Consider the following 24,564-nt stretch of genomic DNA (forward strand, 5'->3'; position numbering starts at 1 on the left):
CACAGGAGGGCATACGGGTGTACTGGGGGTGGTGTCAGCTTCGGGAGGTTGACGCGGGGAGGGTCCGGCGGGGCCAGCGGGCCCGGGCCTGCTCCTCGGAGCGCATGAGGGCGAGGGTGGGCAGGCCCTGTGCCTCGCCGTCGGCGAGGAGTTCCGGGAGGGCGGGGAGCGGCGCGACCGCGGCCACGTCCTCCAACACGAGGGTGAGTGGTGGGTCGAGCCGGCCGGAGGATGACCGTTCGGCCATGCGGCGGCCGTGCTCGACCACGCTTGCGGTGAGTGCGGTCAGCAGGGGCATCGCACCCGGGCGGGTGCGGGGATCCTCAATCGCCTCACCCACCACGTACAGCGTTCCCCCTTCGGCGGCAAAAGATTCCAGCGCGGCCGAATTGGCTCGATTGGGGTTACAGGCGTCACGAATGTGGACCGAGGTGAGCGCGTTGAGGGCCAGAGCGGTCAACTCCTGGGCCATGTCGCGTCGCTCGGGGTGCCCGGTGAGGGCGGATTCCAGCTCGCCCGCCGTTCCGGCGACGGCCTTGGGGTTCGTGCGGAGGATGCGCACCGGCTCGTGCGCGGAGGTGCCCTGCGCCCAGCGGTGCACCTGCCGGAAGGGCCGGCCGTCCACGGCGGCGGCGTGCAGCCAGCAGCGCAGCAGCGTCTCGGCCGCGTCGGCGGTCGCCGAGTCGAGGGCGCTCGGGGGGCGCACGGGGGCGAGCAGCGCGGCGGCGCGCGAGGCGGCCGTCTCCCGGGCCTCGCAGCCGGAGGAGGGGCTCCAGCGGAGGCGGTCGGGGGTGTCGAGGAGGTGGCTCGGGTCGAAGACGTGGACCGGACCGAGCCTGGCGCGCGCACCCTTGGTGTCGGCCCACACGGCGGGGTCGCTGGTGACGACCAGGGCGGGGCCGGGGGCTTCGAGCACCGCGCGGGTGGCGAGCGGGCGGCGGTCGGTGCCGTAGACGAGTCGCCGGGGAGCGGTCCCGGAGGCGGGGGCCGCCTGGGGGCCGGTGGCGGCCGCGGGCGGCGGCGCGGTGGGCCCTGCGGCCGCCCGCGCGGGGACCTGTGCGGTCGTCCGCGTGTACGGGGCCGGCGTCGGCACCGCGGGGGTGGGGGGTGCCGTGGAGGCGCCGAGCGACCCCGGCGTTCCCGGTGCTTGAGGTGTTTCAGGCACTTGCGCCACCGCCGTCCGGGGCGTCTCCGGCATCCCGGCCGCCTCCAGCACCCCCGTGGTCGCCGCCGCCCCGGGCGCACCCGCCGCTTCCGCCGTCGCCGGTCCCGTCGCGGAGTCCGCCGGCCGGCCCTGTGCCGCCTCCCGGGCCCGCCGCGCCTCCCGGGCCCGTACGCCGCGCCACCTGACCACCGTGCCGATCGCGAACGTCGTCAGGACCACGGCCACCAGCACCTCGCTGACGAGGAGCCCCCAGAACAGCCCGTACCCCGACAGCTCCTCCCGCCCCGCGTCGGGCCAGGCGGACGGGAGGTCGCGGGGTTGCGTGGCCAGGCGCCGCAGCGCCTGGGGCGTGTGGGCGAGGGTCACGCCGTCCGGCCAGGCGCCGTGGGCGAAGAGCGCCGCGAGGCCCGTGGCCGTCCAGACCAGCAGGGTGAGGCCCATCAGGAAGGCGATGACGCTGACCAGCAGGCCGTCCGGAATTCCCCGCTCCGGGCGTTCCGGTCCCCGGCCGCGGTCCGGTATGGGTGCCACGTCAGGCCACCGTCGGCTCGGTGGAGCCGTAGGTGCCGTAGCTGCCCTCGTACGCGGCGTGCGCCTCCATGGCGGCGGCCGCCCGCTCCGCCGCGGCGGCCTCCGCCGCCAGCTCGTGGGTGCGGTCGCCGTCCTCCGTCATGGCGCGGTCGGTGTAGACCAGGGGCCGCTCGGCGTCGGTGATCAGGTGTTTGACGACCTGGACGTTGCCGTTGACGTCCCAGACCGCGATGCCCGGGGTGAGCGTCGGAATGATCTCCACCGCCCAGCGGGGCAGGCCCAGCACCCGACCCGTGGCGCGGGCCTCGTCGGCCTTCTGGGCGTAGATGGTCCGGGTCGAGGCCATCTTGAGGATCGCCGCGGCCTCCTTGGCGGCCGCGCCGTCGACCACGTCGGAGAGGTGGTGGACGACGGCCACGAAGGACAGGCCCAGCCGCCGCCCGAACTTCAGCAGCCGCTGGAAGAGCTGCGCCACGAACGGCGAGTTGATGATGTGCCAGGCCTCCTCGACCAGGAAGATCCGCTTCTTGCGGTCCGGCCTGATCCAGGTGTGCTCCAGCCAGACGCCCACGATCGCCATCAGGATGGGCATGGCGATGGAGTTGCGGTCGATGTGGGAGAGGTCGAAGACGATCAGCGGGGCGTCGAGGTCGATGCCGGCCGTCGTGGGACCGTCGAACATCCCTCGCAGGTCGCCGTCGACCAGCCGGTCCAGGACCAGGGCCACGTCCAGGCCCCACGCCCGCACGTCGTCTATGTCGACGTTCATCGACTCCGCCGACTCGGCCTCGGGGTGGCGCAACTGCTCGACGATGTCCGTCAGAACGGGCTGCCGGTCGAGGATCGTCTCGTTGACGTAGGCGTGGGCGACCTTGAGCGCGAAGCCGGCCCGCTCGTCCAGCCCGCGTCCAGTGGCGACCTCGATGATCGTGCGCAGGAGCGCCAGCTGACCGGTGGTGGTGATGGCCGGGTCGAGCGGGTTGAGCCGGATGCCGCCGTCCAGAGCGGCCATCGGGTCCAGCCGGATGGGGGTTATGCCCAGCTGCTGCGCGATGAGGTTCCACTCGCCGACGCCGTCCTCGCCCTGGGCGTCGAGGACGACGACCTGCCGGTCGCGGAAGCGCAGCTGGCGCAGGACGTACGTCTTCTCGAGCGCCGACTTGCCGTTGCCGGACTCGCCGAGGACGAGCCAGTGCGGGGCCGGCAGCTGCTGGCCGTAGAGCTGGAAGGGGTCGTAGATGTAGCCCTTGCCGGAGTACACCTCACGCCCGATGATCACGCCCGAGTCGCCGAGGCCGGGAGCGGCGGTGGGGAGGTAGACGGCCTGCGCCTGACCGGTCGAGGTGCGGACGGGCAGACGGGTGGTCTCGACCTTGCCGAACAGGAAACTGGTGAACGCTTCGGTGACGGTGGCGAGCGGATCGAGCACGGCGTTGCCCCTATCGTCGGATGCCGGTCGCGAACGGCAGCGTGTTGACGAACGCCCGGTGGTGCTCGCGGTCGCACCACTCGAGCTTGAGGTAGCTCTTGCCGGCCGAGGCTCTTATGGTCCGCTTGTCGCGCGCCAGCGCCTCGGGGGAGCGCGACGAGACGGTGATGTACCCGACGAGGTTGACGCCCGCCGCGCCGCTGGCGAGGTCCTCACCGCGCTGGTCGACGCGGGAGTGGTGGGCGACGTCGCGCGGGTCGACGACGCGGTTCATCTTGGCGGCGCGGGAGGCGTCGGCGTCGTCGTTCGTCTTCTCCGTCAGCATGCGCTCGATGGCCACGTCGGTCGGCTCCAGGTCCATGCAGACCGCGACCGTGCGGATCACGTCCGGGGTGTGGACGAGGAGCGGGGCGAGGAAGTTGACGCCCACGGGTGTCATCGGCCACTCCTTCACCCACGCGGTGGAGTGGCACCACGGCGCGCGGGTGGTGGACTCGCGGGTCTTCGCCTGGAGGTAGGTGGGCTCCATGGCGTCGAGCTCGGCGGGCCAGGCGTTGCGCTTGGTCATCGCCTGGATGTGGTCGATGGGGTGGTCGGGGTCGTACATCGAGTGCACGAGCGACGCCAGCCGCCCCTGCCCCAGCGGCTGCCGCACCCGGATGTCGGCCTCGGCCAGCCGCGCGCAGATGTCCGTCAGCTCGCGCGCCATGACCACCGCGAGGCCCCCGTCGCGGTCCAGCCGGCGCTTGCCGCCGTCGTGCCGGGAGGCACGGGCGATGGCCTGGGCCTCGGCGGCCAGTTCACGGCTGTAGTGCATGCAGGCGACCAGATAGGCGCGGTGCTGCTCCGAGGACGTCGACACCATCGACTGCAGCTGGTCGTAGGAGTCCTTGAGCCAGTCCGGCGCCCGGCCGTCGCCGCGCCGCTCGACGTCCTTGGCGTGCGCGTCGGGGTCGGCGGGCAGCGTCCGGGCGAGCATCTGGATGCGGGTGACGTAGCCGTCGCCGTTGGCGACGTGCTTCAGGAGCGTGCCGAACCGTTCGACCAGTGCCTCCTGGTCCTCCGAGTCGCGCAGGCCGACGCCCGGGCCCTCGATCTCGATCGCCGCGGTCACCGTGCGCCGGTCGGCGTGCAGCAGCACGGCGATCTCGTCCGGCCCGAAGGGGGCGGCCAGCCAGGTGATCCGCCCGATGCCCGGCGGCGGTCCGACCTCGACCTCGCGCCCGTCCAGGCGCGTGCCGGCCTCGCTGGCGGCGGAGCGATAGGTGGCGCTGTGGCGCAGGGTGCGTTTGTACGAGCGGTTGATCTCGAACCACTTGAAGAACGTGCGGCCCTTGTACGGGACGTACACGGCGGCCAGCGACAGGGCCGGGAACCCGGTGAGCGTGACGATCCGCAGGGGCAGGACCGGTACCAGCAGGCCGCACATCATGCCCACGAACGCGCCCGCGATGATCAGCGTGATCTCGCCGGTCTCCCGGTTCTTGCCGACGACCGCGTTGGGGCGCGCGCGGCCGATCAGATACGTACGGCGGGCCGCGATCGGCTGGGACTGGGCCGGGACCGTCAACTCCGCTCACCTCCGGATGCGTTGCTCTTGCTGTTCTTCTGCGCGCGGGGCGCGGGCGCGGGGGCCTGGGCCGGGGCCGCCGGGGCGGGCCCAGGGGCCGGGGCTGCGGAGGGGCGGGTGCTGTGGGCCGCGACACCGCCCGCGACGGGGCTGGCGGGACGGGCCGGCTGGGCGCCGCCGCCCCCACCGCCTCCGCTGTCACCGCGGGCGCTGTGGGTGGTGATGCCCTGCTTGACGAGCGCGGCGGGCGAGGAGATCACGGCGGCGGCCTGGCGGGAGGCCGCGTCCTGGCTGGCGTTGCGGGTACTGACGATCTCGTCGCCGAAGCCGGGCACGAAGCGGTAGATCATCGCGCTGGCGAGGATGGCCAGGATGATGATCGCGAGGCCGGAGACGACGGCGGAGAAGGCGTTGGGGCCGCTGCCGGAGGACAGCGCTCCGGCGAGGCCCAGCACGATCATGATGATCGGCTTGACGAGGATGACGGCGATCATGATGCCGGCCCAGCGGCGGACGTGCCCCCACATGTTCTTGTCCACCAGGCCCGCGTACACGGCGGTGCCGAGCAAGGCCCCCACGTAGAGCAGCGCCGCCCGGATCACCAGCTCCAGCCACAGGATGCCGGCGGCGAGCACGGAGACGAGCGACACGACGACCAGCATGATCGGCCCGCCGCCGATGCCGCTGCCGCCGCCCTTCTGGAGCGCGTCCGCGAACCCGCCGAAGAACGCGTCGTTGTTGGCCGACGAGCCGCTGGCGCTGGCGATGACGTCGGTGACGGCGTCGGTGGCCGACACGACGGTGTAGAGGATCAGCGGCGTGAAGGCGGAGGCCAGCACGGTCAGCCACAGGAAGCCGACGGCCTCCGTGAACGCCTCGGTGAACGGCACGCCGCGCACGGCCCGCTTGGCGACGGCGAGCAGCCACAGGACGAGCGTGAGGATGGTCGAGGCGGCGAAGACGACGGCGTACTGGCGCAGGAAGGTCGTGTTGGTGAAGTCGACGGTCCCGGTCGCCCGGACGGCCTCGGCGAGCTTGCGGATGATCCACGCGGCGGCGTCGGCGCAGCCCTTGGCGATGTTGGCGAGGGGGTCGATGGCGGACTGGGGGTCGTTGGGGGAGGTGGTGGTGCCCTTGCCGTCCCCCTTCTTGCCCTGGCAGTAGTCCTTGGCCAGGCCCACGATGAGGTCGCAGGGGTCGTTGCCCTTGGACGCCGAAGGGCCCGGTGTCACACCGGGTGTACCCGCGGACGGCGTGGGCGTGGGCGTGGGCGTGGGGCCCGGCGGGGGCGACGGGGCCGCGACGGCTCGTGAGGCCAGTGCCGTGACGGCCATCTGGACGGCCACCACGACGGCCAGTGCACAGTGGGCGCGCGGACGGTGCCTACCTGGCATAAGTGAACCCTCCGTACCCACTGACCGCGTTCGCGATCTCCTCGGCCCCCGCAGCGCGGTCGTCACCGTTGACCGGTGCCGGGCCCTGCTTCTGGCTGGACGACACGATCTTCCAGTCGTCGTTCGCCCACTGGAGCTTCTCGGTCATGGTGAACCACGTCTGACTCACCGGCTTGGTCGATCCCTGCCCGGCGAGGCCCACGAGGCCGGTGCACCAGACTTCGACGGTGGCTTCCCCGTCGGCGTACGCGGCGGTCTTCGAGCCCACCGGCACCGTGCGCGAGACGAAGGTCAGGCCCTTGGGGGCCGAGCCGTCAGGCTGAAGCCCCACGTTCTTGAGGAAGTCCGCCGAGTACGCCTTGTCCAGTTCGTCCTGGAGGCGGGCCGCCGTGGCGGGTGTGTGGGTGCCGGCCACGATCTCGTGACGGCTGTCCGTTCTGAACATGCCGTCACCCCCCAGCGCCACCGCGTAGTTCGCCGCAGCCGACTGCGCCCCCTGCTCCGAATGGGCGAACCCCGAAGCGATGCCCCCGTTCTTGCCCTCCACCGGTTTGACGCCGGACGGCGCGGTCGCCTCGGCGCGGGGGCTCTTGCCCGCCTCGCTGTCCGAGCCGGTGGAACCGGAATCTCCGCCGCCTCTGTTGGCGAAGGCGATCGCGGCGATGAGGAGCACCACGACGCCGACGACCGTCATCAGGTTCCGGCTGGAGGTCCGTCCCGCCCGGCCGCCCCGGCCGCCGCCGCGCCGCTGGGGGGCGTACGGGCCGACCTCGCCCTCGGGGAGCCGCGTACGGGTCAGGTGGCGGTCGTCGCCGTAGCCGCCCTGGCCGCCGCTGCCGAAGCCGTCGTCGCCGAGACTCATCGCTCGCCCGCTCCCTCATACGTCGTGGCTGGCTTGCCGCCCGTATATGACGGTAGCGGTGTGAAGGGGTTCCGGGGGGCGGACGAACGGGTGTGAGGGGGCATCAGGTGGCAGCCTCGGTGCGGGGGGAATCGGGGACGAGAGGGTCTGCGCGGAAACGATGCGCGGTGGGGCGGAGGGGCGGACGGGGGGCGCGCCGGGGCCGGGTCAGACCGCCATGCCGTAGACGATCGTGAACAGGGTGCCGAGCGAGCCGATGATGAAGACCCCCGTGAGGCCCGCGACGATCAACCCCTTGCCCTGCTCGGCGCTGAAGGTGTCGCGAAGTGCCGTCGCGCCGATCCGCTGCTTCGCCGCGCCCCAGATCGCGATCGCGAGGCACAGCAGGATCGCGACCGCCATGATGACCTCGATCATCACGCGGGCTTCCCGGCCCAGCTGCCCGAACGGCCCCCAGTTGGGGGCGATTCCGCCAATAATGGTGTTGATGTCGCCCTTGCCGGCCGCCAAAAACATTTCTAACTCACCGCCCCGTTTGGGTACTTGTCTCGCCCTTGTTGCATGGCATAGGTCAGGACCTATCTTCGCCGACGATGCCGCCCCCGCATGTCGATTTGGCGGCAATTTTTGTCGGAACCCGTACGAGGTCCCCGGCCCGCCCCCTTGACCTGCGGCGGAGGCCCGTTGTCAGTGGGTGCGCCTAGGGTGACTCTGTGTACCACGCGCATGGACGCCGAGCAATGAACGGCGGGACGGGGGGCGTAGACATGTTCAAACGGCAGTGTGTTCGGTGGGTACGCTTCTTGATCGGCGCACGGGTCGAGATCAAGGGTGGTACGGGTGCTGATTGCTGGTCGGTACCGGCTGGGGGAGCCGCTCGGCCGCGGTGGCATGGGCGAAGTCTGGCAGGGCCACGACGAGGTGCTGGGCCGTCAGGTCGCGGTCAAGCTGCTGCTGGGCGACGACGGGGACGAGAACGCGGCGATGCGCTTCCGCATGGAGGCCCAGACCGCCGCTCGCCTGAATCACCCGCAGGTGGTCGGCGTGTACGACTTCGGCGAGTGGGAGGGCCGCTTCTACCTGGTCATGGAGCTGGTCCAGGGTCCGAGCCTGGCGGCCGAGCTGAGCACGCGCGGCGTGCTCCGGCCGCGCCGGGTCGCCCGGCTCGCGGCCCAGGCCGCGTCCGGCCTGGCGGCCGCGCACCGGCAGGGAGTGGTCCACCGGGACATCAAGCCCGGCAATCTGATGGTGGACGCCACGAGCGACACCCTGAAGATCGGCGACTTCGGCATCGCCCGCTTCGTCGACGAGACCTCGGCCGCGCTGACGCGGGCGGGGCACATCGTCGGCACGAGCACGTATCTCGCGCCCGAACGGGCGCTGGGGCGTACCGCGGGTCCGGAGTCGGACGTGTACGCCCTGGGATGCGTGCTGTACCAGCTGTTGGTGGGAGAGCCGCCGTTCTGGGCGGACAGCCCGACCTCGCTGCTCTACCTGCACGTGGACACCCCGCCCGTACCGCCGCGCCAGCGCCGGCCCGAGGTGCCGTACGCCTTCGACGCCTATCTGCTGCGGATGCTGGCGAAGCAGCCGGAGGAGCGGCCGTCGGCGCAGGAGGCGGCGGACTTCTTCGCGGGCACCGCCTGGCAGGACACCCCGCAGCCGCTGCCGCCCGTCGTGGCTCCGGCGCCCGTACCGCCCATGCCGACGACGGCGCCGGCCGTCGCGTCACCGCAGCCGTCGGCCCCGGCCGTTCCGCGTGCGCTGCGCCGGGAGACGACGACCACGTACGCGCTGCCGTCCTCGACGCCGCTGTGGCGGCGCCGGCCGAAGGTCGTGCTGGGGGCGGCAGCCGGTGCGGCGGCGTTCGTGGTGGCGGCGCTGGCCGGCTCGGCGCTGTTCGGCGGGGACGGCGGGGACGCCGCTCCACCCGGTCGGCATCCGGCGCGGAACGCGGTCCCGGCGGACGCCACGGAGCGGCCCTCGCGATAGGTGCCAGGGGTGTCCGATCGGCCCGTGCCGTCCCGTCGGGCGCCCCCTGGGGCCGCCGGGGCGACGCGGTCAGTCGATCCCCTCGACGAAGTGGTCGAATTCGCCGGCCTTCACGCCGAGGACGAACGCCTCCCACTTGGCGTCGGTGGTGACGACGACGTTCTCGGGGTCGGTGTTCAGGCGGATGTGGACGTTGCCGTCGTCCCCGAAGGCGACCTCGAAATACTCGGTGTCCCCTTCCTCCGCGGCCTTGATCCAGTCGAGTTCGGCCATGGTGTCCCCTTCGTGGGATGCGCCTCGTGGGATCTTCGGATGAACGTAGCCGCCCACGATAGTGGCGCGTGGTGCGTCAGGGGTTCAGACCGGGACGGACGGACGGGTGGCTGGCTGGCTCGGCGGGCGACGCCGCCTGACCAGCAGTCACCTCGCGCGCCTCATATGGCACAGTCTCCCCTCGTGGAAGCTCTACTCCCTCAGGACCCCGTACTCATCGGACAGCACACCGTCCTCGCCCGGCTGGGAGCCGGTGGCATGGGGCAGGTGTATCTGGGGCGGTCCCCCGGCGGCCGGCAGTTGGCCATCAAGGTGATCAGGGAGGACTTCGCGGGGTCCCCGGAGGCGCTGGCGCGCTTCCGGCGGGAGGTGGAGACCGTACGGGCCGTCCGCAGCGCGTACACCGCCAACCTCATCGACGCCTCGCTCGACTCCACCCCGTACTGGCTCGCGACCGAGTACGTCCCCGGGCCGACGCTGGTGCAGGCGATAGCCGAGCGGGGGCCGCTTCCCGCCGACACCTGCTTGCGGCTCTTCGCCGCGCTCGCCGAGGCGCTCGCCCACGTGCACGCGTACGACGTGCTGCACCGCGACCTGAAGCCGCACAACGTCATCCTCTCCACCGTCGGCCCCAAGCTGATCGACTTCGGCATCGCGCGCGGCGTCGGGCAGACCGCGCTGACCCAGGCCGGCACGGCACCGGGCACGCCCGGCTACACCGCCCCCGAGACCATCACCCGCAACGAGGCCGGCCCGGCCGCCGACGTCTTCGCCCTGGGGGCCACGATGGCGGCCGCCGCGACCGGCCGGCCGCCCTACGGCGAGGGCTCGATGGAGTCCGTCACCTACCGCGTGGTGCACGGCGAGGTCGACGTGGCGGGGCTGGAGCCCCGGCTCGCCGAACTGATCAAGGCGTGCGTGGCGGGCGACCCGGCCCGGCGTCCGGCGCCCGCCGACGTCATCGCCCGGTGCGCGGTGACCTCCTCGCTGGTCGACGACCCGGTCTACCAGGCGCTGACCGGCGTCGGCGGCCCGCCGGCCGTACCGCCGCCGGCCGCCGCGCCCGCGCCGGGGTACGTACCGACGCTGATGCCCGGCACGCCCACCGCCCCGCCCGCGGCAGGCCGGCCGCGCACGAAGCTCTGGCTCGCCCTCGGCGCGGCGTCCGTGGCGCTGGGCGTCATCGCGGCACTGACGATTCAGGCGCTCGGCGACGACGAGGACGGGAAGAACGTGGGCGCGAAGCAGCCGGGGACCCCAGCGTCGTCCGCTTCGGCGGGTGCCTCGGCCCCCGTTGCGGGGGCCGGGCCGGTGCACGCACCGGACTACATCGAGGACACGGACCTGAACCGTGAATTCTGGGCGCCGGACAAGGACGACAGGTTCGGAGGCGGTGGATCGTGCGGGCTGCCGGCCGAAGAGCGAGGAGGTGCGCAGTTCCAGTTCTCGATCTCAGACCCGGCTGATTCGACTGCCCGGGAAATGTCGGGCAAGGCCGAGATCCAGTTCCGCTTCAAGTACGGCGATGAGAAGATCCTGGGCAAGCCGCCGTACTACGTCTCGGTCGCCGTCAAGCCACCCCACGACATCAACCGGGAAACCGGCAAGCCGTACCCGAACCTGATGCAGCCCAACCTCAGCGCGGGCTACACGAGCAAGCCGGTCGACGTCTTTCCCAAGGACGGGTGGGGATCCGACTTCGTCAAGCTGACGTACCCCGACGACTTCAGGTCGTACGTCGACGGCAAGGTCTACTCCCCGGCCATCCCCATCGGGAACGATCCTGGAAACTGGACTGTGATCTTCTACCACGTCAAGGGGCCGAAGGAGTACCGCAGCGTCTCTTGCGACGGGTTCGTCGGCAAGTAGCGCCAAGTGCCCTTGCGTGCTGCCCTCTAGGGCCTGACACGGGCTCATGCGACATTCCGGAAACGCCAGTGCAACGGGCCCGCTTTGGGGGAAGGTTGACGGGTGCGGAAGCTCTGGCTGGGCGTGGGTGTCGGCATCGTGTTGTGCCTGGGTTTCGTCGGGCTGCTCGTCGTCGGTGTGTACGTGGCCGCCGGAAACCTCGCAGGGGCGGGGGGCAAGGGCACGGTCGGGCTGGCCAAGGGGGCGGTGCCCGACCAGTACCAGGCGCTCGTCACCAAGTGGGGCAATCTCTGCCCCGCCCTCAACCCCGCGGTCCTTGCCGCGCAGCTCTACACCGAGAGCAACTGGGACCCGACGGCGCTGAGCCCGGCGTCGGCGCAAGGCATAGCGCAATTCATCCCTGCGACCTGGGCCACTGAGGGCATCGACGGGAACGGCGACGGCAAGCGGGACGTGTGGGATCCTGCGGACGCCATCCCGTCCGCCGCCTCGTACGACTGCCAGCTCTCTCGCGACGTCAAGGGCGTGACAGGCGACATCACGGACAACATGCTCGCCGCGTACAACGCCGGTCCGTACAGCGTCATTCAGGCGCGTGGCATCCCGCCCTACAGCGAAACCCAGGGCTACGTGAAGTCCATCCGCAGCCTGGAGAAGAGCTTCGCCCGCCCCCTCACCCGTGTCGCGCCCTCGCAGCAGGCGGCCGGGGCCATCTACTTCGCGCAGGACAAGCTCGGCACCCCCTATCTGTGGGGTGGCGAGGGCGGCAAGGAGGACAACGGGCGCTTCGACTGCTCGGGGCTGACCCAGGCCGCGTACCGTTCCGTCGGCATCGAGCTGCCCCGCGTGGCGAACGACCAGTGGAACGCCGGCCCGCATCCCGGCCGGAACGAACTGCTGCCCGGGGATCTGGTGTTCTTCGCCCACGACCTGAAGGATCCGCGCAGCATCCACCACGTGGGGCTGTACGTGGGCGGCGGGTACATGATCCACGCCCCGCGGACGGGCGCCGTGATCCGGTTCGAGAAGATCGACTCGCAGCCGGACTACATCGGTGCCACGCGTGTGACGGCGAACGGCGCGAAAGCGCTCCCCCGGCCCGTCAAGGCGAACGCCGTATGAACCTTCGGCCGGACTCCGGCACTCAGCGGGGCCGGTGGGTCACTCTTGGATAACGTCCTGGTGATCATTGGGTGGAGACTGGAACGACCGGCCGGAGCCGGGCGTTCCATGGGAGTGGGGAAACAGCGCGCCGGCCGCTGGGCGGGGGCGCACGGACCACGGGGGTCGGCAGCTGGGCGTAGCGACGGGCGACAGATAAGGGGCCGGGGCAAATGGCTGGACTCGTGGTGGGGCTTCCCTTGGAATCCATGCTTCCCGTGCGGTCCGTGGAGCCCGCGCAAGCCGTCACGGAGGCGGCCTCGGGGCCGAACCCCGATGTGGGACTGCTCTACGACATCAACGGCATCGCCAAGGACGCACCGCACTGGGCGGACCGGGTCGTGGAGTTCGTCGGCGAGTACGGGATCGTCCTCGGCCTCGCCGTGCTCATGCTCTGCGCGTGGTGGAGCGTTCGCAAGAGCGAAGACGCACCGTCCGCCGTGGCAGCCCTCTGCTGGGCCCCGGTCGCCGCGGGCCTCGCACTCCTGATCAACATCCCGATCCGTGGCTTCGTCCGGCGGCCCCGGCCGTTCCTGGAGCACCAGGGGCTGGAAGTCCTCGTCAAGGGCAAGACCGACTTCTCCTTCGTGAGCGACCACGCGACGTTGACGATGGCGTTGGGCGTCGGCCTGTTCGTGGCGAACCGGAAGTTCGGGCTCGTCGGCATCGGGCTGGCGATGCTTGAGGGGTTCTGCCGGGTGTACATGGGCGTGCACTACCCCACCGACGTCGTCGGCGGCCTCGCCCTGGGCACGGCGGTGACGCTCCTGCTGGCGCCCCTGGCGATGATGCTGCTCACCCCGCTGATGCGCAGGGCCGCGGTGTCGCGCTGGGGCGGTTGGCTCGTGGGGCCGGGCGCCCCGGTGCCGGTGGCCGTGCCGGCCACGGGTTCCTCCGCGGGCGAGGCCGGTGCGGACCCGGCGCTGCCGGGGGCGCTGCGGCGCGACAGCGACCTGGCCGCGTAGGGCACCGCGCGCGGCCCGCGCGCCGCGCCCCCTCCTAGCCTTCTTCCGCCGCCTCTAGGTGGCCGGCCGCGTCGTCTCTCGCCAGGGAGCGGGCGCGCCGGGCCGGGCCGTACCAGCCGCAGGTGCAGCGGGCCGTGCAGAAGGAGCCGCGCTCCTGCGTGCTGATGGTGTGGTCCGCGAAATGCGGTGCCTTCACGGGGTCGGACACGCCACCACGCTACCGGGCCGTGACGGCTGCCCCGGGGCGGTCGTTGAAGAGACGGGTTCCACTAGCGCGCGAGCAGGGGGCTGACCGTCATGGCTGTGCAAAGGCACAGACGCAGAGGCGCTGTCGTCGCCACCGCGGTCGCGCACGGCCTCGCCCTGGGCCTGCTCGTGGTCTCCGGCTGCGCCGAGCAGGAGCCGGCCGACGAGGGGCTGGACGTCAGGGCCGGCAGGGGCGGGCGCGGTGGCCAGGCCCAGCAGGCCCACGAGGTGACCGCGCGGGCCTCCGCCGACCCGGCCAGGGCGCTGGCGGCCGTGCGCCGTGCCTCCGCCGTGCTGGCCCGGTCCGGCGGGGCGCGGGTCCTTACGTCCATGGAGACCGTCAGCGGCGGCACCCGGCTGACCATCCAGGGGCGTGGGGCCTACGACTTCACCCGGCCCGTCGGACGGCTGACGGTCCTGCTGCCCGAGGACGCGGCCGGGACGGTGGAGCACCGGCCGATCACGGAGGTCTTCGCTCCGGGTGCCCTCTATATGAAGAACCGCGGCGCCGGCGTTCCCGCCGGCAAATGGGTGCGGCTCGACACGGGCTCCCTGGCCGACGGCGACCTCCTCACGAGCGGCGCCACCGACCCGCTGGCGGCGGCCGAGCTCCTCGGCGGTGCCCGGGAGGTGGCCTACGTGGGGGACGAGCGGATGCGCGGGGTGCGGGTGGCGCACTACTGGGGCACGGTCGACCTGTCCCGGGCCGCGCAGGCCGCGCCCCTGCGGGACCGGGCGCCGCTGGCCGCCGCGGCGAAAGGGTTCTCCACGGGGACGGTGGCCTTCGACGCCTACCTCGACGAGCAGGGCAGGCCGTGCCTGCTGCGCTATCGCTTCGGCGTCGACGACCGTCCCGAGGAGGGCCCGGCGGAGCAGCGGGTGGCGGTCCGCAGGGCGGCGGACGCGCACCGGCCGACGGCGACCGCTCCGGCGTCGGCCGGGGCGTCGGCTCCCGCCGTGACCCGGGCGCCCGCGCCCCCGATGAGCGTGGTCTCGACCGTGGAGTTGTTCTCCTTCGGCTACAAGCCGGTCATCGCGTTGCCCGCACCCGGTGAAATCTATGCGGGCGCCGTCGCTTCGCCGCAGAAATGACGCGGGAGGGCGTAGTTGGCCATGGAAATGGTCCATCTGTGCCATGCGCGGAGTGTGTACCGATCACTACGCTGGAAAGCGGTAGCTGAAAGGCCCCGAGGAGGTGAATCACGTGGTCCCGCGACGCGGTTCATGCGGAGGGCACGCGCCGGATCCCGCGGCCCTCATCGAGATCGATCTCTACGGTGAATTGATGATCGCCGCGTCCAGTGCGGTGGAGGACCGGCTCAGTGTGGATCGGATCGACGAGGTGCTGAGGGTCGTTCCCCAGCGGCACCCGGGCGCCGGGCCGAAGGCCCAGGGGGCGGACGGGTGACACGGCGGCGGCAGCCGGTCGCGTCCCCGCGTCACGTGCGCAGCAGGCGGGCGATGGCCGCGCTGGCCTCCGCCACCTTCGCGTCGATCTCCTCCCCGCCCTTGAGGGCGGCGTCCGCCACGCAGTGCCGAAGATGTTCCTGGAGCAGTTGGAGGGCGAAGGACTGCAGGGCCTTCGTGCTCGCCGAGACCTGGGTGAGTATGTCGATGCAGTAGACGTCCTCGTCGACCATCCGCTGGAGTCCGCGGATCTGCCCCTCGATGCGGCGCAGTCGCTTGAGGTGCTGGTCCTTCTGCTTGCTGTAACCGTGCGGGCCCGGGGCGGAATGGGCGTCGCAGGCGGACGCGGTGGCCGGGTCAGTGGTGCTGGTCACGGTGCCATCCGTGGTCGTCATCGCGTCCTCCGTGGGCCTGTCGGCGCTTCCGTGCTGGTCATCGGTGGGGTGCGGGCGTTCGTCGCGCCGACCGCCGCCGCGGTGGCGGTGCCCCGAGGCGATACCCCTCCCGGGTATATGGTACCGAAAATCGGTGCTGGACGCCCGTACCGCTTTCATGAGCACTCTGCCCGATGGGCGACACTGAGGGAATGCCAGTTAGCTGTGGCTGGATGATGCGCCTAGCATCAACGAGACCGAATCCGCTGCACCCCGAGGATCCCACGTGCGCTTTCGTCTGACCCCCAGGGAGACGAGCTTCTACGACATGTTCGCCGCCTCCGCGGACAACATCGTCACGGGCTCCAAGCTCCTGATGGAACTGCTCGGAGCGGACACGTCCGCCCGCGCTGAGATCGCCGAACGGATGCGGGCCGCGGAGCACGCGGGGGACGACGCGACGCATGCGATCTTCCACCAGCTGAACTCCTCTTTCATCACGCCGTTCGACCGCGAGGACATCTACACCCTCGCGGGTTCGCTCGACGACATCATGGATTTCATGGAAGAGGCGGTCGACCTGGTCGTCCTCTACCAGGTCGAGGAATTGCCGAAGGGCGTCGAGCAGCAGATCGAGGTTCTCGCGCGGGCCGCCGAGCTGACCGCCGAGGCCATGCCGAACCTGCGCACCATGACGAACCTGACCGAGTACTGGATCGAGGTGAACCGGCTCGAGAACCAGGCCGACCAGATTCACCGCAAGCTCCTCGCTCAGCTCTTCAACGGCAAGTACGACGCCATCGAGGTGCTCAAGCTCAAGCAGATCGTGGACGTCCTGGAAGAGGCCGCCGACGCCTTCGAGCACGTGGCGAACACGGTCGAGACCATCGCGGTCAAGGAGTCCTGACCCCCGGTGGACACCTTTGCGCTTGTCGTGACCATCGTGGTCGCGCTCGGATTCACCTATACGAACGGCTTCCACGACTCCGCGAACGCCATCGCGACCTCGGTCTCCACGCGGGCGCTGACCCCGCGCGCGGCCCTCGCGATGGCGGCCGTGATGAACCTCGCCGGTGCCTTCCTGGGCAGCGGGGTCGCCAAGACCGTCAGCAAGGGCCTGATCGAGACGCCGGTGGGCGACAAGGGGATGGGCATCCTCTTCGCCGCCCTGATCGGCGCCATCGTCTGGAACATGGTCACCTGGTACTTCGGCCTGCCGTCGTCCTCCTCGCACGCCCTCTTCGGTGGCATGGTGGGCGCGGCGCTCGCGGGCGGGACGACCGTCATCTGGTCGGGCGTGGTCGAGAAGGTCGTCATCCCGATGTTCCTCTCGCCGTTCGTCGGCCTGATCATCGGCTATCTGGTGATGGTCGCGATCATGTGGATGTTCCGCAGGGCCAACCCGCACAAGGCCAAGCGCGGCTTCCGCATCGCGCAGACCGTCTCGGCCGCCGGCATGGCGCTCGGCCACGGTCTGCAGGACGCGCAGAAGACCATGGGCATCGTGGTGATGGCCCTGGTGATCGGTGACGTGCAGGGCAAGGACGAGGCGATCCCGCTGTGGGTCAAGCTCGCCTGTGCGATCACGCTCTCGCTCGGTACGTACGCCGGTGGCTGGCGGATCATGCGGACCCTCGGCCGCCGCATCATCGAGCTGGACCCCCCGCAGGGCTTCGCCGCCGAGACCACGGCCGCGTCGGTCATGTACACCGCGTCGTTCATGTTCCACGCGCCGATCTCGACGACGCACGTCATCACCTCCGCGATCATGGGTGTGGGCTCCACGAAGGGCACGCGCGCGGTCCGGTGGGGCGTCGCCAAGAACATCGTGATGGGCTGGTTCATCACCATGCCGGCCGCGGCGCTGGTCGCCGCGTTCAGCTACTGGCTGGTCAACCTGGCGTTCGGGTGACCATCCCGCACCACGTCCGCTGAACGGATCGGGCCCGCCCCCTGCTACCAACAGGGGGCGGGCCCTTCGCCTTGCGGCGGCACCGCCATGCAGCGCCACAAGGCCGCTTGGGGGGCCTATCCGAAGCGGCCCGAGATGTAGTCCTCCGTGGCCTGGACCGACGGGTTGGAGAAGATGCGCTCCGTGTCGTCGATCTCCACGAGCTTGCCCGGCTGGCCCACTCCGGCCAGGTTGAAGAAGGCGGTGCGGTCGGAGACGCGGGCCGCCTGCTGCATGTTGTGGGTGACGATGACGATCGTGAACCGCTCCTTCAGCTCGCCGATGAGGTCCTCGATGGCGAGCGTGGAGATCGGGTCGAGCGCCGAGCAGGGCTCGTCCATCAGCAGGACCTGCGGCTCGACCGCGATGGCCCGAGCGATGCACAGTCGCTGCTGCTGACCGCCGGAGAGGCCGGCGCCCGGCTTGTTCAGGCGGTCCTTGACCTCCTTCCAGAGGTTGGCGCCCTTGAGGGACTTCTCCACGATCGTGTCCAGCTCGGCCTTGCGGACGCGGTCGCCGTTGAGGCGGATGCCGGCCGCGACGTTGTCGTAGATGGACATGGTCGGGAAGGGGTTCGGCCGCTGGAAGACCATGCCGACCGTGCGGCGGACGGAGACGGGGTCGACCCCGGCGCCGTAGAGGTTCTCGTCGTCCAGCATCACCTTGCCCTCGACGCGGCCGCCGGGGGTGACCTCGTGCATGCGGTTCAGGGTGCGCAGGAAGGTGGACTTGCCGCAGCCGGAGGGGCCGATGAAGGCGGTCACGGAGCGGGGCTCCACAGTCATCGAGATGTCCTCGATGGCCTTGTGGGAGCCGTAGTAGGCAGTCAGGCCGCTGACGTCGATTCGCTTGGCCATGGGGATCACTACTTCTTTCGTACGGCGGGCGGTCAGCGACCGGCCTTGGGGGCCTTCCAGCGGGCGATGCCGCGGGCCACCAGGTTGAGGATCATGACGAAGGCGATGAGGACCAGGGCCGCCGCCCAGGCGCGGTCGTAGCTGGCCTCGTTGCCGGCCGCCCACTGCTCGTAGATGTAGTACGGCAGGGAGGACTGGGCGCCCTCGAAGGGGTTGTTGTTGATCAGCTGGGAGCCGAAGACCAGGAGGACGATCGGGGCGGACTCGCCGGCGATGCGGGCGACGGCCAGCATCACGCCGGTGGCGATGCCGCCGATGGCCGTGGGCAGGACGACCTTGAGGATCGTGCGCCACTTCGGCACGCCGAGGGCCAGGGAAGCCTCGCGCAGCTCGTTCGGGACGAGCTTGAGCATCTCCTCCGTGGACCGGACGACCACCGGCATCATCAGGATCGCCAGGGCCATCGACCCGGCGAAGCCGGAGTACCCGTTGTCCAGCATGAGGATCCAGAAGCTGAGGACGAACAGACCCGCGACGATCGACGGGATGCCCGTCATGACGTCGACGAAGAAGGTCACCGCCTTGGCGAGCCGGCCGCGGCCGTACTCCACCAGGTAGATCGCCGTCAGCAGGCCGATGGGGGCCGCGATGGCGGTGGCGATGCCGACCTGCTCCAGCGTGCCGATGATGGCGTGGTAGACGCCGCCGCCGGGCTGGATGGTCAGGACCCCGCCCATGGAGTGGGAGAGGAAGGCGCCGTCGAGGACCTTGCTGCCGCGCGAGACGGTCTCCCAGCCCAGGGAGAGGAGCGGGACGACGGCGGCCAGGAAGCAGACCCACACCAGGCTGGTGGCGAGGCGGTCCTTGGCCTGCCGGCGGCCCTCCACGGCGGTCGCGAGGACGTACATCCCGCCGACGTACAGCACGGCCGCCATCAGGCCCCACTGGATGCGGCTGTCGAGTCCGGCGCCGAGGCCGATGCCGCAGCCCGCGGCGGCCGCGGCGGCCGCGAGGGCGGCGGGGGCCCAGCGCGGCAGGCGGGGCTGGCGCAGGGTCGGGGTCCGCTGCGGGGCGGCGGCCGCGAGCGTCTTGTCCGTGGTCACGTCGCTCATGCCGTGTACTCCTTGCGGCGGGCGATGATCAGGCGGGCCGCTCCGTTGACCAGCAGGGTCAGGACGAACAGGACGAGGCCGGAGGCGATCAGCGCGTCCTTGCCTATCTCGCCGGACTCCTTGAAGCTGCTGGCGATGTTCTGCGCGAACGTTCCGCCACCCGGGTCGAGCAGGCTCTTGCCGATCTCGAAGCTGGGGGAGAGGACGGTGGCGACGGCCATCGTCTCGCCGAGGGCGCGGCCCAGGCCCAGCATGGAGGCGCTGATGACGCCCGAGCGGCCGAAGGGGAGGACGGACATCCGGATGACTTCCCAGCGCGTCGCGCCGAGCGCGAGCGCGGCCTCCTCGTGCATCTTCGGGGCCTGGAGGAAGACCTCGCGGCTGACGCTGGTGACGATCGGCAGGATCATGATCGCCAGCAGGATGCCGATGGTGAAGAGCGAGCGGGCGGCGCCGTCGTGGTACGCGAAGACGCCGGTCCAGCCGAAGTAGTCGTTCAGCCAGCCGTAGAGGCCGCTCAGGTGCGGGACCAGGAACAGGGCGCCCCACAGGCCGTAGACGATGGACGGCACGGCGGCGAGCAGGTCGACGACGTACGACAGCGGCGCGGCGAGCCGGCGCGGGGCGTAGTGCGAGATGAACAGCGCGATGCCGATGGCCACGGGCACCGCGAGGAGCATCGCGATCACCGAGCTGACGACCGTGCCGAAGGCCAGCACCGCGATGCCGAAGACCGGCGGCGTGGCGTTGGCGTTCCACTCGAACGTGGTGAAGAAGTCGCCCTCGTCGTGGGAGAGGGCGCTGGCGGCCCTGATGGTCAGGAAGACCGCGATGGCGGCCATGATCACCAGGAGTAGGATGCCGGAGCCCCGGGAGAGGCCGAGGAAGATCCGGTCTCCGACGCGGGCGGTTCCCCCGCCCTGCTCGGCGACGGTCCGGCCGTTCTCGGGGGCCGGCGGCGGGCCGGCGGCTGTGGCTGAGGTTATGTCCATGGGGTTTCTCCGGTCTGCGGAGCCGTCGCCCTCCGGGGCGGGCGGCTCCTGGCGCGGCGGTGCACCGGACGGTGCGGCCGGCCCCGGCGGCCGTCGGTGGGACGTCCGGGGCCGGGCCGCACCCGTGTCAGGAGAGGCCTGCGACGGTCTCGCGGACCTTGGCGGCGATCTCGGCGGGCAGCGGGGCGTAGCCGAGGTCCTTCAGGACGGCCTGGCCGTCCTGGCTGGCGATGTAGGTCAGGAAGGACTTGGTCGCCGGGAGGGTGTCGGCCTTGTTGCCCTGGTCGCCCACGACCTCGTACGTGACCAGGGTGATCGGGTAGGCGCCGTCGGCCTTGGTGGTGTAGTTCAGCTTCAGGGCCAGGTCCTTGCCGGTGCCCACGATCTTCGCTTCGGCGATGGCCTTGGAGGCGTTGTCGGAGGTGGCCTCGACCGGGGCGGAGGCGCCGGTGTCGAGCTTCACGGTCTTGATCGAGTTGGCCGTGGCGTAGGACAGCTCGAAGTAGGAGATGGCGCCCGAGGTCTGCTTGACCTGCGAGGACACGCCCGCGGAGCCGTCGGCCGACTGGCCGCCCTTGGCCTTCCACGCCTTGGCCGGCTCATACGGCCAGGACTTGTCCGCGGCGCCCTTGAGGTACTTGGTGAAGTTGTCCGTGGTGCCCGACTCGTCGGAGCGGTGGAACGGCTGGATCTTGAGGTCCGGGAGCTTCGCGTCCTTGTTGAGCTTGGCGATGGCCTCGTCGTTCCACTTCTCGATCTTGCCGTCGAAGATCTTGGCGAGGGTGTCGGCGTCGAGGACCAGGTTGTCCACGCCCGGGACGTTGTAGCCGATCGCGATGGGGCCGCCGACCATGGGCAGGTTGATGCCCTGGCCGCCCTTGACGACCTCCTTGGACTTGGCGACCTCCTCCGGCTTGAGCGCCGAGTCGGAGCCCGCGAAGGCGGTCTTGCCCTGGAGGAACTCCTGGATGCCCGCGCCCGAACCGGTGGGCTTGTAGTTGATCTGGATGCCCTTGCAGGCCGCCATGAAGTTCTTGACCCACAGGTCCATGGCGTTCTTCTGCGCGGACGAGCCGGAGGCCAGCAGCTGACCCTTGCCCTCGCACTTGATGTTGCCGGCGGCCTTGGTCGAGCCGCTGCCGCCGCCGTTGCCACCGCCGCTGTTGTCGTCGGAGCCGCACGCCGTGAGGACCAGGGCGCCGGAGACGGCGAGGGCGCCGAGGGCGACAGTGCGAAGCCGGTTCTTGTGCTGAAGCTTCACTTTCGGGTGTTCCTTCCGGGAGCCGCCGCGGGGCGGCGTGCGAGAGGTGTGCGGTGCGTGGTCGTGCGGTCCGCAGGATGTCGGCCCGGGGCCACCTGGATGTGGCCCCCGCAACCTTCCACGGCCGAAATTAGGCAGATCAGGTGAAGCGGTCGATGGGGAAGAGTTAACGGAGGGTGAACCTCGGCCGTCAGGGTGGTGGCCTTGCCGAACGGCCGGATTTTTAGTCGGCGCCCTGGGAAGTGTGACGCAGGTCTCTGTTGGTTTGTGGGAGGGCGTGACACGATCCGAAGCTCACGTGACGGTGCGTTAGGCGTGGGGGCGGAGTCGCGGAGGTGGCCTGTGGGGTGGATCGGTGAGGTCGATGGGGCGGAAGCTCCGGCTGGTGCGGGTGCACTGATCGGTGCTGGTGCGCCGGTGCGTACGCGTGCGAGTGAGCGTGGTCCCCGTGAAGGCCGGGGCGGCAAGCTGAGACTCGCCCTCGCCACGGCGCTGGTGTGCGCGGTGAGCGTGGGCGCGGTGGTGCTCGGCTCGCCGGGCGTGGCCCACGCGGACCCGACGCCCCCGCGGAACCCGGCTCCGGGACCGTCCTCGCCCCCTTCCCCCGGCCCTTCCCGCGACCTGGAAGGCGTGCACAGGGAAGTCGAGACCCTCTACCGCAAGGCCGAGGCGGCCACCGACGCGTACAACGCCGCGAGCGAGCAGCAGCGCCTCCAGGAGAAGTCGATCGCCGAGATCGCCGGCCAGGTGAGGACGGCCCAGGAGCGCCTGGACCGGCTGCGCGGGCAGGCCGGGGCGCTCGCCCGCGCCCAGTACCGCAACGGCGGCCTGCCGCCGCACACCGAGCTGTTCTTCAGCGGCGCGCCCGACACCTTCCTCAACGGCGTCACCCTCGCCCGGAAGGGCGAGCAGGCCACGCACGACCTGCTCGCCGCGCTCACGGCCACGCGGGCCGAGCTGGACGGCTACGCCAAGGCCGCCGACGAGCGCTGGAAGACGCTCGCGGGCGACCGCCGGAAGAAAGAGGACGCGAAGAAGGAGATCGAGGCCAAGCTGGAGGCCGCGAAGAAGCTTGAGGCGCAGCTGGAGGAGAAGGAGCGCGAGCGGCTGCGGCAGCTGGAGGAGGAGTGGGCCCGCCAGGCGCAGGCCAGCTGGCTCGCCACGGACGCCGCCAAGGGCCTCGCGGGCCGGGGCTCCGCCGCCACCGGCGACGCCGGGCGGGCGGTCGACTTCGCCACCGCCCAGCTCGGTAAGAACTACGTGTGGGGCGCGGAGGGCCCGGACACCTTCGACTGCTCCGGTCTGACCCTCAAGGCGTGGGCGGCGGCGGGGCACGCGATTCCGCGCACCTCGCAGGAGCAGTGGCGGCAGCTGCCGAAGGTCGACGTCAAGGACATGCGCCCCGGCGACCTGGTGATCTACTTCTCCGACGCCAGCCACGTGGGGATGTACGTGGGCGGCGGCTCGATCGTGCACGCGCCGCGGCCGGGCCGGCAGGTGACGGTCGCCGGGGCGGGCTCGATGCCGATCCTGGGGGTCGTACGGCCGTGAGGGCGCGGGCGGCCGCACGGGCGTGAGGGACGCTCTCCGGCGGGCCGGCGGAGGCCGGCGGAGAGCTCGGTTGCCAGCGAGCATTACGAACGAATGTACGAATATAGGGTCGGGCGGGGTGGGGTGGCGGACCTGATCCGCTCGTCCGTCCATGGGTTCGCAGGACGTGATGTTTGTCATCGCGCGGCTGTCAACTCCCGCCGCGACAAGGGCATATGACAGAGGCGGGTGGCTCCGTACCATTCCGTTCCACAGGGCTCTGGCGCTAGGGTCACCCTCAGTACTCGCCCGTCGAAGAGTGCCGTGCCCTCGGGGGGAGGGAAGGACCGAAGTGATGCCCGTACCCGCGCCGAGGACGGTGGAACCACCCGCCGCGCTGCCCGACGCCGGGCTGACCCTGCTGGTGATCGAGGACGACCCCGGAGGGTCGCTCTCGGGTCCCGGCATGGCCGAGATGACGGGGGCGGCGGGCAAGCCCGTGCGCATCCGGACCGCCCGCAACCTCACAGAGGCGGAACGGCTCCTCACCGACGACGTGCAGTGCATCCTCCTCGACCTCGCCCTGCCGCCCCTGGAGTGCGGCGGGGGCGGCGTCCCGGTGGGCCGCGTGACGGGCGGCCGGCACCCGATGGACGAGCTGGAGACCCTGCGCCAGGTGCTCAGGCTCGCCCCGCACCACGCCGTCCTCGCGCTGACCGCCGAGGCGGACGCCGAGCGTGCGGCGGAGGCCGTGCGCGTGGGCGCACAGGACTACCTCTTCCGCGACGAGCTCGACGGCCGGGTCCTCAGCCGGGCCATCCGCTACGCCGTCGAGCGCAAGCGCGCCGACTTCGCCCAGCGGCAGCTGACCGAGACCCGGCTGCTCGCCCAGGAGAACGCCCGCCTCGAGCGCGGCCTGCTGCCGAACCCGCTGCTGGCCGGTTCCGACCTGCGCTTCGCCGCCCGCTACCGCCCGGGCCGCAGCCGCGCTCTGCTCGGCGGCGACTTCTACGACACGGTCCGCACGCCGGACGGCACGGTTCACGCCATGATCGGTGACGTGTGCGGCCACGGCCCCGACGAGGCGGCGCTTGGCGTCGAACTGCGGATAGCCTGGCGCGCCTTGACGCTGGCGGGACTGTGCGGCGACGAGCTGCTCGACACGCTCCAGCAGGTGCTGGAGCACGAGCGGGCCGACGAGGAGATCTTCGCGACGCTGTGCACCGTCGACATGGCGCCGGACGGCCGTTCCGCCGCCCTCTGCCTGGCCGGGCACCCCGCGCCGCTGCTCGCCCGGCCCGGGCAGGCGCCCGCCCTGCTGCCCCAGGACGACGGCGGACCGGCCCTGGGTCTGCTGCGCGACGCCCGCTGGCCGCACCGCGAGGTGGAGCTGGGTGACGCCTGGAGCCTGCTGATGTACACCGACGGCCTGATCGAGGGCAAGGTCGGAACGGGCTCGCGGCGGCTCGGCCAGGAGGGCATGGTCGACCTGGTCGCCCGTCAGATCAAGGACGGGCTGCGGGGCGAGGAGCTGCTGGACGCGTCCGTGACCGAGGTGCGGTCGCTCAACGGCGGGGAGCTGACGGACGACTTGGCGGTCCTGCTGCTGGAGCGGGGCTGAGG

The 24,564-nt window shown here is 71.3% G+C and carries 23 protein-coding genes; 10 read left to right on the plus strand and 13 right to left on the minus strand.

The genetic code is table 11. The annotated features are described in order from the left end of the window. Window positions 1-34: 34 nt before the first annotated feature. The 6 genes from CYQ11_RS17065 to CYQ11_RS17090 all read right to left on the minus strand — a co-directional run bounded on the left by CYQ11_RS17065 (window position 35) and on the right by CYQ11_RS17090 (window position 7,467). The gene (locus CYQ11_RS17065; RefSeq protein WP_240003385.1) at window positions 35-1,606 is read right to left on the minus strand and encodes a DEAD/DEAH box helicase family protein; all 1,572 of its coding nucleotides are present in this window, start codon (window positions 1,604-1,606) and stop codon (window positions 35-37) included. A gap of 91 nt (window positions 1,607-1,697) precedes the next feature. Then, window positions 1,698-3,125, minus strand: coding sequence for an ATP-binding protein (locus tag CYQ11_RS17070; protein WP_099199095.1), 1,428 nt, complete (start codon window positions 3,123-3,125; stop codon window positions 1,698-1,700). A 10-nt stretch (window positions 3,126-3,135) separates the two neighbouring features. After that, a complete protein-coding gene (locus CYQ11_RS17075) occupies window positions 3,136-4,695 on the minus strand; it encodes an SCO6880 family protein (RefSeq protein WP_099199096.1) in 1,560 nt (519 codons plus the stop codon). Further along, window positions 4,692-6,089: a hypothetical protein gene (locus tag CYQ11_RS17080; RefSeq protein ID WP_099199097.1), complete on the minus strand. Its 1,398-nt coding sequence runs from the start codon at window positions 6,087-6,089 to the stop codon at window positions 4,692-4,694. Before CYQ11_RS17080 ends, CYQ11_RS17075 begins: the two co-directional genes overlap by 4 nt. Further along, window positions 6,079-6,951 (minus strand): DUF8175 domain-containg protein, encoded by an 873-nt coding sequence (locus tag CYQ11_RS17085; protein ID WP_104651001.1) that lies wholly within the window; start codon window positions 6,949-6,951, stop codon window positions 6,079-6,081. Before CYQ11_RS17085 ends, CYQ11_RS17080 begins: the two co-directional genes overlap by 11 nt. A gap of 207 nt (window positions 6,952-7,158) precedes the next feature. Continuing rightward, on the minus strand, window positions 7,159-7,467 hold the full coding sequence (locus tag CYQ11_RS17090; RefSeq protein WP_099199098.1) for a DUF8827 family protein: 309 nt from the start codon (window positions 7,465-7,467) through the stop codon (window positions 7,159-7,161). Window positions 7,468-7,791: 324 nt separating this feature from the next. Between CYQ11_RS17090 and CYQ11_RS17095 the strand changes: the two genes are divergently transcribed. Next, complete coding sequence (locus CYQ11_RS17095; protein ID WP_181143686.1) at window positions 7,792-8,943, plus strand: serine/threonine-protein kinase; 1,152 nt, start codon at window positions 7,792-7,794, stop codon at window positions 8,941-8,943. 69 nt (window positions 8,944-9,012) lie between these two features. On the opposite strand, the gene CYQ11_RS17100 is transcribed toward CYQ11_RS17095, so the two are convergent. Further along, window positions 9,013-9,216: a DUF397 domain-containing protein gene (locus CYQ11_RS17100; protein WP_099199100.1), complete on the minus strand. Its 204-nt coding sequence runs from the start codon at window positions 9,214-9,216 to the stop codon at window positions 9,013-9,015. A gap of 183 nt (window positions 9,217-9,399) precedes the next feature. Here CYQ11_RS17100 and CYQ11_RS17105 point away from each other — a divergent pair, with 183 nt between their 5' ends. The 3 genes from CYQ11_RS17105 (at window position 9,400) to CYQ11_RS17115 (ending at window position 13,211) form a co-directional block, all read left to right on the plus strand. Then, a complete protein-coding gene (locus CYQ11_RS17105) occupies window positions 9,400-11,085 on the plus strand; it encodes a serine/threonine protein kinase (protein ID WP_099199159.1) in 1,686 nt (561 codons plus the stop codon). A 102-nt stretch (window positions 11,086-11,187) separates the two neighbouring features. Beyond that, complete coding sequence (locus CYQ11_RS17110; RefSeq protein WP_099199101.1) at window positions 11,188-12,207, plus strand: C40 family peptidase; 1,020 nt, start codon at window positions 11,188-11,190, stop codon at window positions 12,205-12,207. A gap of 248 nt (window positions 12,208-12,455) precedes the next feature. Then, complete coding sequence (locus CYQ11_RS17115; protein WP_099199102.1) at window positions 12,456-13,211, plus strand: phosphatase PAP2 family protein; 756 nt, start codon at window positions 12,456-12,458, stop codon at window positions 13,209-13,211. A gap of 34 nt (window positions 13,212-13,245) precedes the next feature. Here the strand turns inward: CYQ11_RS17115 and CYQ11_RS29590 are convergent, their stop codons facing one another. Next, window positions 13,246-13,419, minus strand: a complete 174-nt coding sequence (locus tag CYQ11_RS29590) for a hypothetical protein (RefSeq protein WP_181143892.1) — start codon at window positions 13,417-13,419, stop codon at window positions 13,246-13,248. Window positions 13,420-13,508: 89 nt separating this feature from the next. On the opposite strand from CYQ11_RS29590, the gene CYQ11_RS17120 reads away from it, so the two are divergent. Both CYQ11_RS17120 and CYQ11_RS30895 read left to right on the plus strand, forming a co-directional pair. Next, window positions 13,509-14,549, plus strand: a complete 1,041-nt coding sequence (locus CYQ11_RS17120; RefSeq protein ID WP_099199103.1) for an SCO4651 family lipoprotein — start codon at window positions 13,509-13,511, stop codon at window positions 14,547-14,549. 193 nt (window positions 14,550-14,742) lie between these two features. Beyond that, window positions 14,743-14,865, plus strand: a complete 123-nt coding sequence (locus tag CYQ11_RS30895) for a hypothetical protein (RefSeq protein ID WP_398780050.1) — start codon at window positions 14,743-14,745, stop codon at window positions 14,863-14,865. A gap of 31 nt (window positions 14,866-14,896) precedes the next feature. Here the strand turns inward: CYQ11_RS30895 and CYQ11_RS17130 are convergent, their stop codons facing one another. Next, the gene (locus CYQ11_RS17130) at window positions 14,897-15,259 is read right to left on the minus strand and encodes a metal-sensitive transcriptional regulator (RefSeq protein ID WP_099199105.1); all 363 of its coding nucleotides are present in this window, start codon (window positions 15,257-15,259) and stop codon (window positions 14,897-14,899) included. A 265-nt stretch (window positions 15,260-15,524) separates the two neighbouring features. Here CYQ11_RS17130 and CYQ11_RS17135 point away from each other — a divergent pair, with 265 nt between their 5' ends. Both CYQ11_RS17135 and CYQ11_RS17140 read left to right on the plus strand, forming a co-directional pair. Further along, complete coding sequence (locus CYQ11_RS17135; RefSeq protein ID WP_030367109.1) at window positions 15,525-16,145, plus strand: DUF47 domain-containing protein; 621 nt, start codon at window positions 15,525-15,527, stop codon at window positions 16,143-16,145. A gap of 6 nt (window positions 16,146-16,151) precedes the next feature. Beyond that, a complete protein-coding gene (locus CYQ11_RS17140; protein WP_099199106.1) occupies window positions 16,152-17,150 on the plus strand; it encodes an inorganic phosphate transporter in 999 nt (332 codons plus the stop codon). A 116-nt stretch (window positions 17,151-17,266) separates the two neighbouring features. Here the strand turns inward: CYQ11_RS17140 and pstB are convergent, their stop codons facing one another. The 4 genes from pstB to pstS form a co-directional block, all read right to left on the minus strand. After that, window positions 17,267-18,046 carry a phosphate ABC transporter ATP-binding protein PstB gene (gene pstB / locus CYQ11_RS17145; RefSeq protein ID WP_099199107.1) on the minus strand — a complete coding sequence of 260 codons (780 nt, stop codon included), beginning with the start codon at window positions 18,044-18,046 and terminating at the stop codon, window positions 17,267-17,269. 32 nt (window positions 18,047-18,078) lie between these two features. Further along, window positions 18,079-19,158, minus strand: coding sequence for a phosphate ABC transporter permease PstA (gene pstA, locus CYQ11_RS17150; RefSeq protein ID WP_099199108.1), 1,080 nt, complete (start codon window positions 19,156-19,158; stop codon window positions 18,079-18,081). Next, window positions 19,155-20,150: a phosphate ABC transporter permease subunit PstC gene (gene pstC / locus CYQ11_RS17155; protein ID WP_099199109.1), complete on the minus strand. Its 996-nt coding sequence runs from the start codon at window positions 20,148-20,150 to the stop codon at window positions 19,155-19,157. The genes pstA and pstC overlap by 4 nt, the downstream gene beginning before the upstream one ends. Before the next feature lie 127 nt (window positions 20,151-20,277). Continuing rightward, entirely contained in the window at window positions 20,278-21,411 is a 1,134-nt protein-coding gene (pstS, locus tag CYQ11_RS17160; RefSeq protein WP_099199110.1) for a phosphate ABC transporter substrate-binding protein PstS, read from the minus strand. Window positions 21,412-21,828: 417 nt separating this feature from the next. On the opposite strand from pstS, the gene CYQ11_RS17165 reads away from it, so the two are divergent. Then, window positions 21,829-22,962 carry a C40 family peptidase gene (locus CYQ11_RS17165; RefSeq protein ID WP_099199111.1) on the plus strand — a complete coding sequence of 378 codons (1,134 nt, stop codon included), beginning with the start codon at window positions 21,829-21,831 and terminating at the stop codon, window positions 22,960-22,962. Window positions 22,963-23,296: 334 nt separating this feature from the next. Further along, window positions 23,297-24,562: a PP2C family protein-serine/threonine phosphatase gene (locus tag CYQ11_RS17170; RefSeq protein WP_099199112.1), complete on the plus strand. Its 1,266-nt coding sequence runs from the start codon at window positions 23,297-23,299 to the stop codon at window positions 24,560-24,562. Window positions 24,563-24,564: the final 2 nt, after the last annotated feature.

This window comes from Streptomyces cinnamoneus (assembly GCF_002939475.1).
GTDB classification, from domain to species: Bacteria; Actinomycetota; Actinomycetes; order Streptomycetales; family Streptomycetaceae; genus Streptomyces; species Streptomyces cinnamoneus_A.